12 protein-coding genes are annotated in these 13372 nt (G+C 62.6%); 10 read left to right on the top strand and 2 right to left on the bottom strand.

Annotated features, from left to right (window positions below):
* The first annotated feature begins 37 nt into the window (after positions 1-37).
* The 7 genes from EOC93_RS13945 to EOC93_RS13910 all read left to right on the top strand — a co-directional run bounded on the left by EOC93_RS13945 (position 38) and on the right by EOC93_RS13910 (position 9440).
* The gene (locus EOC93_RS13945; RefSeq protein ID WP_127204899.1) at positions 38-1126 is read left to right on the top strand and encodes an AbrB family transcriptional regulator; all 1089 of its coding nucleotides are present in this window, start codon (positions 38-40) and stop codon (positions 1124-1126) included.
* A 174-nt stretch (positions 1127-1300) separates the two neighbouring features.
* The gene (locus tag EOC93_RS13940; RefSeq protein WP_127204898.1) at positions 1301-3412 is read left to right on the top strand and encodes a TonB-dependent siderophore receptor; all 2112 of its coding nucleotides are present in this window, start codon (positions 1301-1303) and stop codon (positions 3410-3412) included.
* On the top strand, positions 3412-3795 hold the full coding sequence (locus tag EOC93_RS34095) for a hypothetical protein (RefSeq protein WP_164759131.1): 384 nt from the start codon (positions 3412-3414) through the stop codon (positions 3793-3795). Before EOC93_RS13940 ends, EOC93_RS34095 begins: the two co-directional genes overlap by 1 nt.
* 241 nt (positions 3796-4036) lie before the next feature.
* Complete coding sequence (leuA, locus tag EOC93_RS13925) at positions 4037-5713, top strand: 2-isopropylmalate synthase (RefSeq protein WP_164759133.1); 1677 nt, start codon at positions 4037-4039, stop codon at positions 5711-5713.
* A gap of 193 nt (positions 5714-5906) precedes the next feature.
* A complete protein-coding gene (locus tag EOC93_RS13920; RefSeq protein WP_127204896.1) occupies positions 5907-7685 on the top strand; it encodes a hypothetical protein in 1779 nt (592 codons plus the stop codon).
* A gap of 99 nt (positions 7686-7784) precedes the next feature.
* Positions 7785-8588 (top strand): alpha/beta fold hydrolase, encoded by an 804-nt coding sequence (locus EOC93_RS13915; RefSeq protein ID WP_095484171.1) that lies wholly within the window; start codon positions 7785-7787, stop codon positions 8586-8588.
* Positions 8589-8816: 228 nt separating this feature from the next.
* Positions 8817-9440 (top strand): hypothetical protein, encoded by a 624-nt coding sequence (locus EOC93_RS13910; protein ID WP_095484170.1) that lies wholly within the window; start codon positions 8817-8819, stop codon positions 9438-9440.
* Here EOC93_RS13910 and EOC93_RS13905 read toward each other — a convergent pair.
* A complete protein-coding gene (locus EOC93_RS13905) occupies positions 9430-10344 on the bottom strand; it encodes a metallophosphoesterase (RefSeq protein ID WP_127204895.1) in 915 nt (304 codons plus the stop codon). The two genes, EOC93_RS13910 and EOC93_RS13905, sit on opposite strands and share 11 nt — an antisense overlap.
* A 53-nt stretch (positions 10345-10397) precedes the next feature.
* On the opposite strand from EOC93_RS13905, the gene EOC93_RS13900 reads away from it, so the two are divergent.
* Positions 10398-10898, top strand: coding sequence for an NUDIX domain-containing protein (locus EOC93_RS13900; RefSeq protein ID WP_095484168.1), 501 nt, complete (start codon positions 10398-10400; stop codon positions 10896-10898).
* Between the two features lies 1 nt (position 10899).
* Here the strand turns inward: EOC93_RS13900 and EOC93_RS13895 are convergent, their stop codons facing one another.
* The gene (locus EOC93_RS13895; protein ID WP_127204894.1) at positions 10900-11889 is read right to left on the bottom strand and encodes a glutathione S-transferase family protein; all 990 of its coding nucleotides are present in this window, start codon (positions 11887-11889) and stop codon (positions 10900-10902) included.
* Between the two features lie 274 nt (positions 11890-12163).
* On the opposite strand from EOC93_RS13895, the gene EOC93_RS13890 reads away from it, so the two are divergent.
* The gene (locus tag EOC93_RS13890; protein WP_095484166.1) at positions 12164-12700 is read left to right on the top strand and encodes an N-acetyltransferase; all 537 of its coding nucleotides are present in this window, start codon (positions 12164-12166) and stop codon (positions 12698-12700) included.
* Positions 12701-12770: 70 nt separating this feature from the next.
* Positions 12771-13372, top strand: a 602-nt coding sequence (locus EOC93_RS13885) for an SDR family NAD(P)-dependent oxidoreductase (protein ID WP_127204893.1), incomplete at its 3' end; no start/stop codon positions are given.

Raw genomic sequence — 13372 nt, 5'->3', positions numbered from 1 at the left:
GGTTCGCATCTCCCCGCTTCAGGTCTAAGACCGAAAAATGGATTCCCTGCCAGACCAGCCGACCGTCGAACGCATGGCGCGGATGCCCAAAGCCTGGCAGTGGCTGGCCCTCCTGATCTTCTCGATCCTCTTTGCCGGTGCGCTGGAATTCGCCGCCTTGCCGGCGGCGCTGCTGATCGGGCCGATGCTGGCGGCGATCCTGGCCGGCACCAACGGCGCCACGGTGCGTGTGCCGCGCCCTTCGTTCGGCGCCGCCCAGGCGATCATCGGCTGCCTTGTCGCCGGCTCGATCTCTGCCGACATCTTCCCGGTCTTCTACAAGGAATGGCCGCTGTTCCTCGGCACCGTGGTGGCGACCGTCGCGGCATCCAGCCTGCTCGGCTGGCTGATCAGCCGCTGGCGTATCCTGCCCGGCACCACCGCGGTCTGGGGCTCATCGCCGGGCGCGGCCACTGCCATGGTGCTGATGGCCGGCGCCTTCGGAGCCGACCAGCGCCTCGTCGCCTTCATGCAATATCTGCGCGTCATCTTCGTCTCGATGACTGCGGCGATTGTCGCAAAGATGTGGGTCGAAACATCGGGCATCGAGATCCCGGCCATCATCTGGTTCCCGCTGATTGATCCAATGGCCTTTGCCGCGACACTTGGCGTGGCGCTCGTCGGCAGCCTCATCGGAAAGCTGCTCAGGCTGCCGTCACCCTTCTTCCTCGGCACCTTCGTTTTCGGCACCGCGGTGCATCTAGGATTAGGCGTGACGATGCAGTTGCCGCCCTGGCTGCTCGCCCTCGGCTATACGATGATCGGCTGGACCATCGGCCTGAATTTCACCAGGGCGATTCTGCGGCACGCGACGCGGGCGCTGCCGCAGATCGTTGGCTCGATCATCATTCTCATCGCCTTCTGTGGCGGCCTCGGCTTCATGATCAGCCATGTGCTCGGCATCGATCCGCTGACCGCCTACCTGGCGACCAGCCCCGGCGGCATGGACAGCGTCGCCATCATCGCCGCCGCCGCACAGCACGTCGACATCTCCTTCGTCATGGCGCTGCAATCGGCCCGCTTCCTCGTCGTGCTGCTGATCGGACCGAGCCTGGCGCGGCTGGTGGCGCGAAGTCTGAGGGAATAAGGACCTGCCGCGTCTTCCCCGGTATTCGTAGTCGGCTTCACCAAAACCGGACGAGTTTTTGCGACCCGGCGACAGCACCGGCCAGCCCGAGCGCGAGCCGCAAAAAATACTTGACTCAACTCAAATTTGAGAGCGCGGGACCGCAATCCTGTACCGAACAGTGGAGACGAGTTGATGCGGACGCGACCGACGACATGGCGCTTGGGGATATCATTGCTGGGCAGCGCTGCGATGCTCAGCCAGTTCGGGCCGGCTCGCGCTCAGGACGGCGGAAACATCAACGTCCTCGATAAAATATTGGTGGACGCCGAGAGCGACGAGATTCTGCTGCAAGATGGCTATGTCGCCAAGAAGGACCGCATCGGCACCAAGACCGACACGCCGATCGTCAGGATTCCGCAGGCCGTTTCGGTGGTGACGCAGAAGCAGATCGAGGACCAGAAGCCGCGCACGCTGAACGAATCGCTCGGCTATACAGCCAGCGCCAACCCCAACAGCTTCGGCTTCGACACCCGTTATGACGCCTTCTTCCTGCGTGGCTTCCAAGCCTTCTATAACGGCATGTTTCGCGATGGGCTGCGCCAGTACAATGGGCCATCGGCATGGTTCAAGACGGAGCCTTACGGCATCGAAGGCGTCACCATCCTGAAAGGTCCCGCATCTTCCCTTTATGGCGTCAGCGGTCCGGGCGGCATCGTCAATGTCGTCACCAAGCGCCCCAAGGAGGAGCAGTACCGCGAAGTCGAAATGCTTATGGGCGAGCATAATCGCTTCCAGGCCGGGCTTGACGCATCCGGGCCGGTGAACGAGGACGGCAGCATTCTGTACCGCTTCACCAGCCTCGGCCGCAAAAGCGATACCGACCTGCCCGGCTACTCCGACGACAAGATCTATCTGGCGCCTGCGATCACTTTCAAGCCGGACGAGGACACCAAGCTCACTATTCTCGGTGAATATTCGAAATCCGTCACCGGCGGCACGGCTGCGTTCTACAATCCGACCTATGGCAACCTGTCGGACGTCTACGAGGGCGATCCCGCCTGGAACGACTTCGCGCAGAGCCAGGGCCGTATCAGCTACGAGTTCGAGCACCGTTTCAACGACGTGCTGACGGTTCGGCAGAACCTGCGCTACAACGCTGTCGACGCGGACATCGAATACAGCGGCAATTATTCGATCGGCCCGGATCAGCCGCTGCAGCGCTACTGGGGCCACTATACCGAGGACATGAGGAACTTCGTCGTCGACAACATGGCGCAGTTCGAGTTCGACATCGGGCCGGTCAAGCACACTGCGATAGCCGGCATCGACTACGCCTGGTCGGACTATGATGCCGGCAGCGGGTTGTCCTACGTTTCCATCGACGACATCAAGGCCGCTCCGGTCCCCTACGTCGGCGGGCAGGAGATGAACCAGGTCGGCGTCTATTTGCAGGACCAGATGGAGTGGAACGATTTCACCCTGTTCGCCAGCGGTCGCTACGACTGGGTCGACACCACTTCCACCGCCGCCGACTTCACCAAGTCCAAGCAGGATGACAGCGCCTTCTCCGGCCGGCTTGCCCTGTCCTACCAGACGGAATGGGGCATCACGCCCTATGTCAACTATTCGACGTCGTTCTCGCCCAACATCGGTTTCGTCTATGATGACGTCAACAGCGACATCACCCGCGTCGCCCGCCCGACCAAAGCGACGCAGAAGGAAATCGGCGTCAAATACGAGATTCCGGATTACAACGCGACCATCAGCGCCGCCCTGTTCGACATCGACCAGAAGGATGGCGTCGTGTTCGATGCCTCGACCGGTATCAACAAGCAGCGTCAGCTCGACCTGAATTCGCGCGGCATCGAACTGGAAGCCAATGCCTCGCTCGACAACGGCTTCAGCGTCATCGCCTCTTACACCTATCTGCGCGTGAAAATCGAACGCGGCGCCGAGGGAACCGTGGGCAAGGAACTGTCGGCGACGCCAAATCACATCCTGTCGCTCTGGGGACACTACCAGTTCGAAAACGGCACGCTGGAGGGCCTGGGGCTGGGCACGGGCGTTCGCGTCGCCAGCAGCAGCTACGGCGATGACACCAACACCTTCAAGAACGAGGCGCGCGCCTTCGTCGACGCCTCCCTCTCCTATGATTTCGGCTACCGCAATCCCGACCTCGAAGGCGTGAAGCTGCAGGTCAACGCCAAGAACCTGTTCGATAATCAGAGGACCATCTGCTCGGCCGGCTATTGCTATCGCGACGAGGGCCGCTCGCTGCTCGCCAGCTTGCGCTATGGCTTTTGATGTCCGTCGTCGCCGGCGCAGTCCTGCAGTGCCGGCCTCGCGCCCGTGCCGATAAAGCCAAGGTAATGCCGATGTTCTCCCCCGTGGCGAGCGGATTCCGGTCTTCGGAACCGTCGACTTCGACAAATGCCTCGGCACGTGTTGACGGCGAAACATTCGCCCTGGACACGCAGGCAGAACGCCGTGATCTCTTTGGTCACGGCGGAGCACGCCAGGACGACAGCCACTTGCCTCTCTTCGGTCGCTCCTGTATGAAAACCGCCATGACTTTCCGCGCCACCTCCGTCGCTTCCCGTCAGACCGGCTTTGCTGGCGAGACCGTGCGCGCGCTTGCTTCCACCCTGCTGCTTCTCGGCCTTATCGGCGATCGCCGGGTTCGCTGAAGGAGCGCCCGGCGGTCGAACCGCCGCTCACGCGCACGCTCCTTGGCCAGTGTCAAAATTGGCAAGTCACATCAAGCGAATGAACATCTGATAAAGGCGCCGCTCGGCACCAAATCCGTCTGAAGGCGGATCCCGCGAGCCGCCGGGAGAGACGACAATGAACGCACGAGAAGAAATCCACGCAGATAGTGGGGAGGTCGGCAAGCATGCCGCAGAGGCCATGCCAGAGGCAGCCCGGGGCATGCCAGAGGCAGCCCGGAAATACCAACCTTACCCGACCGTCGGCCTCACCGACCGGATTTGGCCGTCGAAGGTCATCGACAAGGCGCCGATCTGGTGCTCGGTCGACCTGCGCGACGGCAATCAGGCACTGATCGACCCGATGGGCCACGAGCGCAAGGCGCGCATGTTCGCCCTGCTCCTCGACATGGGCTTCAAGGAAATCGAGATCGGCTTCCCGTCGGCCTCGCAGACCGATTTCGATTTTGCCCGCTGGTGCATCGAAGAGGGCAATGTATCAGCCGACGTCTCGCTGCAGGTGCTGGTGCAGTGCCGGCCGGAACTGATCACCCGCACCTTCGAGGCGCTGCAGGGCGCCACCAACCCGATCGTGCATTTCTACAATTCGACCAGCGAATTGCAGCGCCGCGTCGTCTTCGAGAAGGATGTCGCCGGCATCAGGCGGATCGCCACTGATGCGGCCAAGATGATCACCGACATGGCGGCCAAGGCTGGCGGCGGCTACCGTTTCGAATATTCGCCGGAGAGTTTTACCGGCACCGAGCTCGAAGTGGCGCTGGAAATCTGCAACGCCGTCACCGAGATCGTGAAGCCGACGGTAGAAAACAAGCTGATCATCAACCTGCCGTCCACGGTCGAGATGTCGACACCCAACATCTATGCCGATCGTATCGAATGGATGTGTCGCAACCTCGACAACCGCGAGAACCTGCTCATTTCGCTGCATCCGCACAACGACCGCGGCACCGGCATCGCCACCACAGAACTTGGCCTGATGGCGGGCGCGGACCGCGTCGAAGGCACGCTGTTCGGCAATGGCGAACGCACCGGCAATGTCGACATCGTCACCCTGGCGCTCAACATGTACACGCAAGGCGTCGATCCCAAGCTCGATTGCTCCGACATCAACCGGATGAAGGACGTCTACGAATATTCGAACCAGTTGAAGATCCCCGAGCGTCATCCCTATGTCGGCGAGCTCGTCTACACGGCGTTTTCCGGCTCGCACCAGGATGCCATCAACAAGGGCATGAAGGCGTTGCGCAAGGCCAACACACCGTACTGGGAAGTGCCCTATCTGCCGATCGACCCGGCCGATGTCGGGCGCAACTACGAGGCGATCATCCGCATCAACTCGCAGTCCGGCAAGGGCGGCATAGCCTATGTGCTGCAGGCGGACTACGGCCTCAACCTGCCGCGCAACCTGCAGATCGAGTTCAGCCAGGCGATCCAGGCGATCACCGACGCCGAAGGCAAGGAGGTGCCGGTCAAGCGCATCTACGAGCGCTTTCTCGACACCTATGTCGACCAGCCCGGCGCGCGGCTGAAGTTCCTCGACCACCACACCTATCCGGACATCGAGACCAAGGGCCGGCGTGCGGTAGAGGCGGTCATCCTCGACAGCGGCAAGGAGGTGACGATATCAGGCTCCGGGACTGGGCCGATCGACGGCTTCGTCGACGCGCTGTCGCGCCATGTCGGCGTGCCGATGTCGGTGCTCGACTATTCGGAGCACTCCATGCAGCGCGGCTCGAATGCCTCGGCCATCTCCTATGTCGAGATGGAGCACCCCGACGGCAAGCTGTTCGGCGCCGGCATCAACACCAACATCGTGGCCGCTTCGCTGGAAGCCGTGGTTTCCGCCGCCAACCGCATCATCGGCCGAAAGGTCGATTAGACAAGCGTCGAAAGCTAACAGCTGGAGCAAGATGAACCCAGATGGTATCATCTTGCTCCGGTCTTTCGCACCATTAACCACCGGAGAATTATCCGGTGGGGTACGCGATCGCATAATGGATGCATGCTTGTATGGCAGTGCAGGCTCTATATGATTGCGTCTTAACCTGTGCCGACTTCGAAAGGATCGACACTTGCAGCATGCCACGCCTGCCGCCCCCGCAGTGCGCGAGACGTTGGAACGATTGCTAGCCAGCGAAACGTTCGGACGATCCGAGCGAGCGCGTAAACTGCTTCGCTATCTGGTCGAGCGCGAGCAGGCAGGCGAAGCCGACAAGCTCAAGGGCTTTTCCATCGCGATGGATGTTTTCGGCAAGGACGGCGATTTCGATCCGTCGACCGACGCCGTCGTGCGGGTGCAGGCGGGCAGGCTCCGCGAGCTTCTGCAGCATTACTTCGCCAATGAGGGTGTTGCCGAGCCGATCCGCATCGCCATTCCGCGTGGCGGCTATGTTCCATCCTATGAACTCAACGCGATCCGCCTGCCGGTCGAGCCGGCGCCGGAGGAACACGCCGAGGCGGCGGCCACCTTGTCGGGATCGCTCGAAGAACCAGGTATGGCCGCTCGTGCCGCATCGTTGATGTCCCCTGTCGTTCGCGAGCCGGCGCCCTCGCTGCTGCGCCATCTCCAGTTCTTCTGGTTGGCGATCGCTCTGGTCATCGCCATGCTGGGAGTGCTGATCCTTCGTCAGGGAAGCGGCGCATTGCTGGCGGGAAGCGATACCGCGTCGACGATCGAAAACGCAGTGGCAACCGGCAGCATTGCGCCATGGGCTCCGATTGAAACCCTTCCGCTCGTCTACATTGCAGTGAAAGCCGACAGCGCCGAGGCTGCCCGCGTCGCGGCATCGCTGCGCGCCGGCCTCAGCGGCTTCGATACGGTCAACTTCATCGGTCGGGACGCCGACGGCCCGCCCGATCCGGTCACCGATGCAATCAGCTTCGTATTCGATGTCTTGCCGGGACCAACGGCAGGCGATGTCACCCTGGAGCTTCAAAGCGTGGCGACCGGACGGGTCCTGCTGTCACGCAATTTGACTGCCGCCGACAGCACACCCACCACCGTCGAGGACAGTGTCGCCGGCATTTTGAGTTCGGCCATTCCCGCCTCGGGCACGATCTACAACTATATCGAACAGAGCGGCCTTCAAACCGGCCTGACGGAATGTCTGCTGCTCAACGACAAATACTATCTCGACCAGGGCGCCAAAACCCATGAGGCTGCCTATCGCTGTCTCGAAAACCTGGTCAATCGGGATGCGAAATCGTCGCTCGTCTATTCGGAACTCGCGGCCCTGCATCTCGAGACGGCGACCGATCACTACGCCTATCCAGCCGGTGCAACGATCGAACAGGCGCTGTCGCTTGCCCGTCGCGCCGTGCAGATGGGGCCGACCAGCCCTTATGCGCACCGTGCCTATGGCTATCTCAATTCCCGCCTCGGCAATTCGGAGGAATCGATCCGCTGGATGCATAAGGCCTACGAACTCAACCCTTACGATCTCAGCATGGCGGCAGCTTACGCCTATGGGCTGATTTTCGCCGGTAGGTACAGGGAGGGAACACCGATCCTTGCGCACGCCGCCGAAACCTCCAGCGCCCATCCGACCTGGTGGGACTACGGGCTTTTCGTCGGCCAGTTCATGACGGGCGATATGAACAAGGCCGCGCTTGCCAGCGAGGCGTTGCAAGCGACGCCGACGAAATCGCACTATCTGGCTGCGCGGCTGATCGGCGCGAAGGCAGCCGGCCGCGATCAACTGGCGCACGAACTCGTGAACCAGATGACTGTCAAATTCCCGAAATTCGCTGCCGATCCGCGCGCGACCTTTGTCGAGAGGCGATACCCCGCCGATCTGACCGATCGGCTGGTCGAGGCCTTGCGTGCCGCCGGGCTCGGCAACGCCAGCTAGAAAATTGCACGGCAGATCGCAAAAATTTTACTGGCCATCGTCTTAGACAAGGCGCAATCCAGCCACAATTCGCAATTCGCATAAAAACCATAAATTTTCATGATTTCATCCCTTTACACTGCCGAACGGGGCGCCGGCCCGAGGACAGTTGTCTTCCTGCATGGCTTCGGCGGCTGCCACGACGACTGGCACGAGGTGATTTCGACACTGGCGTTTGGTTCACGGACGCTGGCCTACGATCTTCCGGGCCATGGGCTATCCCTCGATTTCCCGGGTGGCGGTCCGGCCAAGGCGGCCGCTCGGGCCGTTCTTGCGGATCTCGCCGCGCGCAGAATTAAGAGGGTGCATCTCGTCGGCCATTCTATGGGCGGAGCGGCGGCAGTGCTGATGGCATTGGCCGAACCCGAAAGGATAGCGTCGCTGACGCTTCTGGCGCCGGGCGGTTTTGGGACTGAGATCAATGGGCCGCTGTTGCGCCGTTATGCCGCCGCTGCCGGCAAGAGTGAAGTCCGCGCCTGCCTCGCCGCCATGTCCGGACCGCAAAGCCTGCCCTCGGAGCGCATCGTGGATGTTCTTGGCGAAATGCGTGCCCGTCCCGGCCAGTTGCAGAAACTTGTCGACATCGCTGCAGCCATGACCAGGGGCGATCGGCAGGGCGTCATCCCGCGCGAACGGCTCGAAACGCTTGATATGCCGGTGATGGTGGTTTGGGGGATAGATGACGCGGTGCTGCCCTTCACCCAGGCAGACGGTATGCCGACGCATTTCCACCTGCACCACGTGTTGGAGGCTGGCCATATGCTGATCGAGGAAGCGCCCGGCCTGATCGCCGAGATCGTCCGCCGCAATATGAAACGCCGCAGCAGGCCGTTTCGTCCGAAATCCGCCGCCGCGGCGAACTGATCCGCCCCTGCCAAAGCGCGGCTTCCAGCCTGGTTTGTCCGCTCAATGCATGTCGCCCAAAAGTGCGTTGCGGTTTTGGGATAACGACATGCATAAAAACAGGACTTTAATGCGCGTCGCATGAACCCTTTCAGACGCGACGCGCTTTAGACGCCTATCGATCACACAAGTGCATTTTGCCAACGGCTGTGTTAATTCGATGTTAACCAAACCCGCGAGGCAACGCCGATGAAGGACGCAGGCGAGAACATCACACAGATCGATCAGTCGCGAAAACTGTCCGATGCCATCCGCGACGTGAAGAACGCCTTCGCCGACCGCGACGACGTCGTGGTCGACATGCGCGAGGCGCATCGCATGCGGCTCGATTTGCTTGCCGCCGAACTCGCGCCCATCTTTGCCGACGTGCCCGCCGACATGGACAATTTCGACTTCGCCGTCTCGTCCGGGCTGCAGCCGCGCCTGTGGATCGACGCCGTCAGCCATGTCGCCATGGGACGCGACCGCCGCACCTATCGCTTCCTCAGGGATACGCGCATCGGCCGCGTGGTGCTCGCCGAATCGACCGAGATGAAACCGGTTGCCGATCAGGTGACGCGCTACGTCGCGGAGCGTGTCGTCGAACGCCAGAGAATGATGGAAGGCGGGGTCGAGCAGGCTGTCGCCGGACTGAAACGTGCCTTGGTCCCTGAAGCCGAGCCGCCGCTGCAATCCGTCCGGCGCGGCAAGGGTTGGTCGGCCTTCCTCTCCGGTCTCGGCCTGATCGCCGCCGGCGCCTTGGTCGGACTGGCTGTATCGATCGTGTTGTTCTGGGACCGCCTCGTTGCGATGGGACTGAGCTTCAGGCCATAGCGTTCGCGCCAAGTTCCAGAACCTCCAGGTCGGAAGGCGGGATGGCCGGGCCGGTCAGGCCGCGTCGCGTCAGCCTGATCCGCCAGTTGTCCTTTTCGCCATCGATCTCCAACAGATTATATTGCGCCGCTGGGTGCCTGCCGCCTGGCGCCTGCCCTGCGGCGGCGACGCCGACCACCGGAATTTTGGCGCCGCGCCCGCCGATGAAGAACAGCGTCGGCTCGTGCGAGTGGCCGTGCAGCACAAGCTCGGCCCCGTGCCGCTGAACGAGCTTGTGGAAGCGGGCAATGCCAAACAGCCGCTTGGGCTGCGAAACGGCGCCGCGCACCGGCGGATGGTGGATCATGATCACCCGGAACAGCCCGCGCTTGGCGGTGGCATCGAGCACTACGCGCAGCCTTTCCGCCTGATCCTCCAGAAAGAAGCCGTTGGCCATGAACGGAGCCGTGGCCCGCGCCGTCGTCACACCGATCAGCGCGACGTTGCCACGCACGCGCAGATAGGGAAAGGCGTCGCGGTCTACCGGCGTATTGACGCCGTCGCCGGTCATCCACGCCGTCCACGACCGGCAGGCCTTGTCGAAGGCGCCAGGCACATAGGCGTCGTGGTTTCCCGGAACGACCGACACATCATCGGGAGAACCCAGCGTCTCCAGCCAGTGCTTGCCCATCTCGATCTCACCGTCGAGCGCCAGATTGACCAGATCGCCGGTGACCGCAAGGTGATCCGGTGCGCTCGCCTTGATATCGGCGACGATGGTGTCGATGACGGCATCGCGCATGTGGCGGCGGCGGTTGCGCTGCCAGTTGACGTAACCGACCACCCGCTTGGAGGCGAGATCGCGATAGGTTACACCGGGGAGCGGTCCCAGATGGATATCGGAAATATGCGCGAGCCTGAACATCCTCCCTTCATAAGCGACGCGCGCGCTGCTTTCCACCCACGGTTTCGTGGGTGATGACGCGGCCCGAACCGAAGCAGGCCTTCCGCCAGACCGGCTGGCCGGGTCTCAGGGCAAGGCTGTTTCATCTGTATTTCGTGCTGCGGCGGCCGATGACGCTCGGGGTGCGCGGCCTGGTCCACGACCGCACGTCCAATTCCGTCTTCCTCATTCGCCACACCTATGTACCGGGCTGGCAGCTTCCCGGCGGTGGCGTCGAGCTGGGCGAGACGATGATCGAGGCGCTGGCGCGCGAGCTCTCCGAGGAGGCCAATATTGCATTGACCGCGCTGCCGGTGCTGAAATCGATGCACTTCAACCGGCGGGCTAGCCGCCGCGACCATGTCGGACTCTATTTGGTCGAGCAGTTCAATCAGACGGCGCCGAAGCTGCCGGACCGCGAGATCGCCGCGGCCGGTTTCTTTCCGCTTGACCGCCTGCCGGAAGGAACGACGCCGTCCACGTTGCGGCGGATTGCCGAGATTTTTGGCGGCGCGGCGGCGTCGCCCTACTGGTAGATCACGCCGCTTTCCTGAACCGCGCCCGATCATGCGGCGCCGCGTAGCCCAGCTCCGGTCCGACCGGCACGATGCGGGTCGGGTTGATCGTGTCGTGGCTGCCGTAATAGTGCGCCTTGATGTGGTGCAGGCTCACCGTGCCTGCCACTTCAGGGACCTGATAGAGGTCGCGCAGATAGTTCGACAGGTTCGGATAGTCGGCGATGCGGCGCAGGTTGCACTTGAAATGGCCGACATAGACCGGATCGAAGCGGACCAGCGTGGTGAACAGCCGCCAATCGGCCTCTGTAATGCGGTGCCCGACGAGATAACGCTGGCGAGACAGACGGTCCTCGAGTTGGTCGAGCGCCGAGAACAGTTCGCCAAACGCTTCCTCATAGGCCGCTTGCGTGGTGGCGAAGCCGGCCCGGTAGACGCCGTTATTGACTGAGGGATAGACCAGCGCATTGACGGCGTCGATCTCGCCGCGCAGTGCTTTCGGATAGAAGTCGAGGCTGGCATCACCCCATTCGTCGAAGGCTGAATTGAGCATCCGGATGATCTCGGAGGACTCATTGGAGACGATTGTTTGTTCTTGCCTGTCCCATAGAACCGGCACCGTCACGCGGCCGGAATAAGCGGGATCGGCCTTGGTGTAGATCTGATGCAGGAAATCGAGCCCGTAGAGCGTGTCGCCGGTGGCGCCGTCCTCGGTCAGGAACGTCCAGCCATCGGCGCCCATGAAGTGGTGGACGACCGAGACGGAAATCACGTCCTTGAGCCTCTTCAGCGCGCGAAAGATCAGCGTGCGGTGCGCCCAGGGACAGGCAAGCGAGACATAGAGATGGTATCGACCGGGCTCGGCCATGAAGCCGCGCTTGCGGCCCTCGGCTGGTGCGCCATCGCGAGTGACCCAATCGCGCCATTGCGACTGTGCCCGCATGAACTTGCCACCACTGTCCGCGGTGTCGTACCCGCGATCATGCCACCTGCCTTGGACCAGCAGTCCCATACTAAATCTCCTTGCGTCCTCCTCATCATTTAGGCGCAAGGCGGCGCTGCCGAAGTCGTCATGTGCTGAACAGACCGTCACTTGGGCGAAACGGCAGGCGAAAACGGCCGATTGCAGCGGCTGGAAATTGATGCTAGCGGACAATCCGCATGTTCGACTTTGCTTTGATCCGGTTCGACCGACGACGAAAGGGCGCCCGCGCTTGATAAAGCGCTGACTGGCGAACGCTGCCGTTTGCAGCAAACCTTTCCTCGTATACCGGAACGCAAAGACCATGAGCCTTGCCGACGTGAAATACCTGCCGGAAACTCCGGCGCATGACCTCGAAATCGAAGCCATCAACGACGAAGCCTTCGGGCCGGGCCGTTTCGTGCTGGGCGCCTACAAGATCCGCGAGGGCGGCCCGCATGAACGCGCCCTGTCCTTTGTGGCCGTCGATGGCGATATCGTTGTCGCCTCGGTGCGCATGACGCGTATCGCGGCAGGCGCCGGCCGCGCGCTGATGCTCGGACCGCTTGCCGTGCGGCCGGCCTTCAAGAATCTCGGCATCGGCCGCCGGCTGGTGGCAATCGCGCTGGAAGCCGCCGCCAAGGCCGGCATGCCTGCCGTGATGCTTGTTGGCGACGAGCCCTATTATGGCCCGCTCGGCTTCAAGAGAATCCCGCGTGGGCAAATCTCCATGCCGCGCCCGGTCGATCTCGACCGGCTTTTGTCGCACGAGATCGTGCCGGGCGCGGTGTCAAGGCTGGTGGGGGAGGTTTGCCACGCCGATCAGGCAAGGGTTGCCGCGCACGTCGCCGCGATGGCGTGACCATCCGGATGCTGTTGCGCCGTTCTGTCGGGCTTCGTAGCATATGGCCGGCAGGATGGAGGACGCCGGCATGAACCCTAACGGCCAGATTGCGATCGTCACCGGCGGTGGCTCCGGCCTCGGCGAGGCGACGGCGCGGGCGCTGGCCGCGAAGGGCGCCGGCGTTGCCATCCTCGACCTCGGCATCGACCGTGCGGCGAAGGTTGCGGCTGATATCGGCGGCATCGCCGTCCAATGCGACGTGAGCAGCGCCGACGGCGCTGCTGCTTGCGTGGCGGAAGTGGCAAAAAAGCTCGGCGAACCCCGTATCCTGGTTAATTGCGCCGGCATCGCCATCGGCTTGAAGACAATCGGCAAGGACGGCCCGCATCCGCTCGACCAGTACCGCAAGGTGATCGAGGTCAATCTGATCGGCACCTTCAACATGATCCGCCTCGTCGCCGACCGGGCCGCGAAGCTTGCGCCGCTGGAGGGCGGCGAGCGCGGCGTCATCGTCAACACGGCATCGGTCGCCGCCTATGACGGTCAAATCGGCCAGGCGGCCTATTCGGCCTCCAAGGGCGGCGTCGTCGGCATGACGCTGCCGGTGGCGCGCGACCTCGCCCGGTCGGGCATTCGCGTCTGCACCATTGCGCCCGGCATCTTCAAGACGCCGATGATGGCCGGCATGCC

This window comes from Mesorhizobium sp. M6A.T.Ce.TU.002.03.1.1 (assembly GCF_003997275.1).
GTDB classification, from domain to species: Bacteria; Pseudomonadota; Alphaproteobacteria; order Rhizobiales; family Rhizobiaceae; genus Mesorhizobium; species Mesorhizobium mediterraneum.
The sequence above is the reverse complement of the archived record's forward strand: the minus strand, read 5'-3'. Positions and strand labels throughout refer to the sequence as shown.

What these genes read in the sequence shown, in the direction of transcription:
- EOC93_RS13945 (WP_127204899.1), top strand. Translation starts at nt 38, where the DNA reads ATGGATTCCCTGCCAGACCAGCCGACCGTCGAACGCATGGCGCGGATG.
- EOC93_RS13940 (WP_127204898.1), top strand. Translation starts at nt 1,301, where the DNA reads ATGCGGACGCGACCGACGACATGGCGCTTGGGGATATCATTGCTGGGC.
- EOC93_RS34095 (WP_164759131.1), top strand. Translation starts at nt 3,412, where the DNA reads ATGTCCGTCGTCGCCGGCGCAGTCCTGCAGTGCCGGCCTCGCGCCCGT.
- leuA (WP_164759133.1), top strand. Translation starts at nt 4,037, where the DNA reads ATGCCAGAGGCAGCCCGGAAATACCAACCTTACCCGACCGTCGGCCTC.
- EOC93_RS13915 (WP_095484171.1), top strand. Translation starts at nt 7,785, where the DNA reads ATGATTTCATCCCTTTACACTGCCGAACGGGGCGCCGGCCCGAGGACA.
- EOC93_RS13910 (WP_095484170.1), top strand. Translation starts at nt 8,817, where the DNA reads ATGAAGGACGCAGGCGAGAACATCACACAGATCGATCAGTCGCGAAAA.
- EOC93_RS13905 (WP_127204895.1), bottom strand. Translation starts at nt 10,344, where the DNA reads ATGTTCAGGCTCGCGCATATTTCCGATATCCATCTGGGACCGCTCCCC.
- EOC93_RS13900 (WP_095484168.1), top strand. Translation starts at nt 10,398, where the DNA reads ATGACGCGGCCCGAACCGAAGCAGGCCTTCCGCCAGACCGGCTGGCCG.
- EOC93_RS13895 (WP_127204894.1), bottom strand. Translation starts at nt 11,889, where the DNA reads ATGGGACTGCTGGTCCAAGGCAGGTGGCATGATCGCGGGTACGACACC.
- EOC93_RS13890 (WP_095484166.1), top strand. Translation starts at nt 12,164, where the DNA reads ATGAGCCTTGCCGACGTGAAATACCTGCCGGAAACTCCGGCGCATGAC.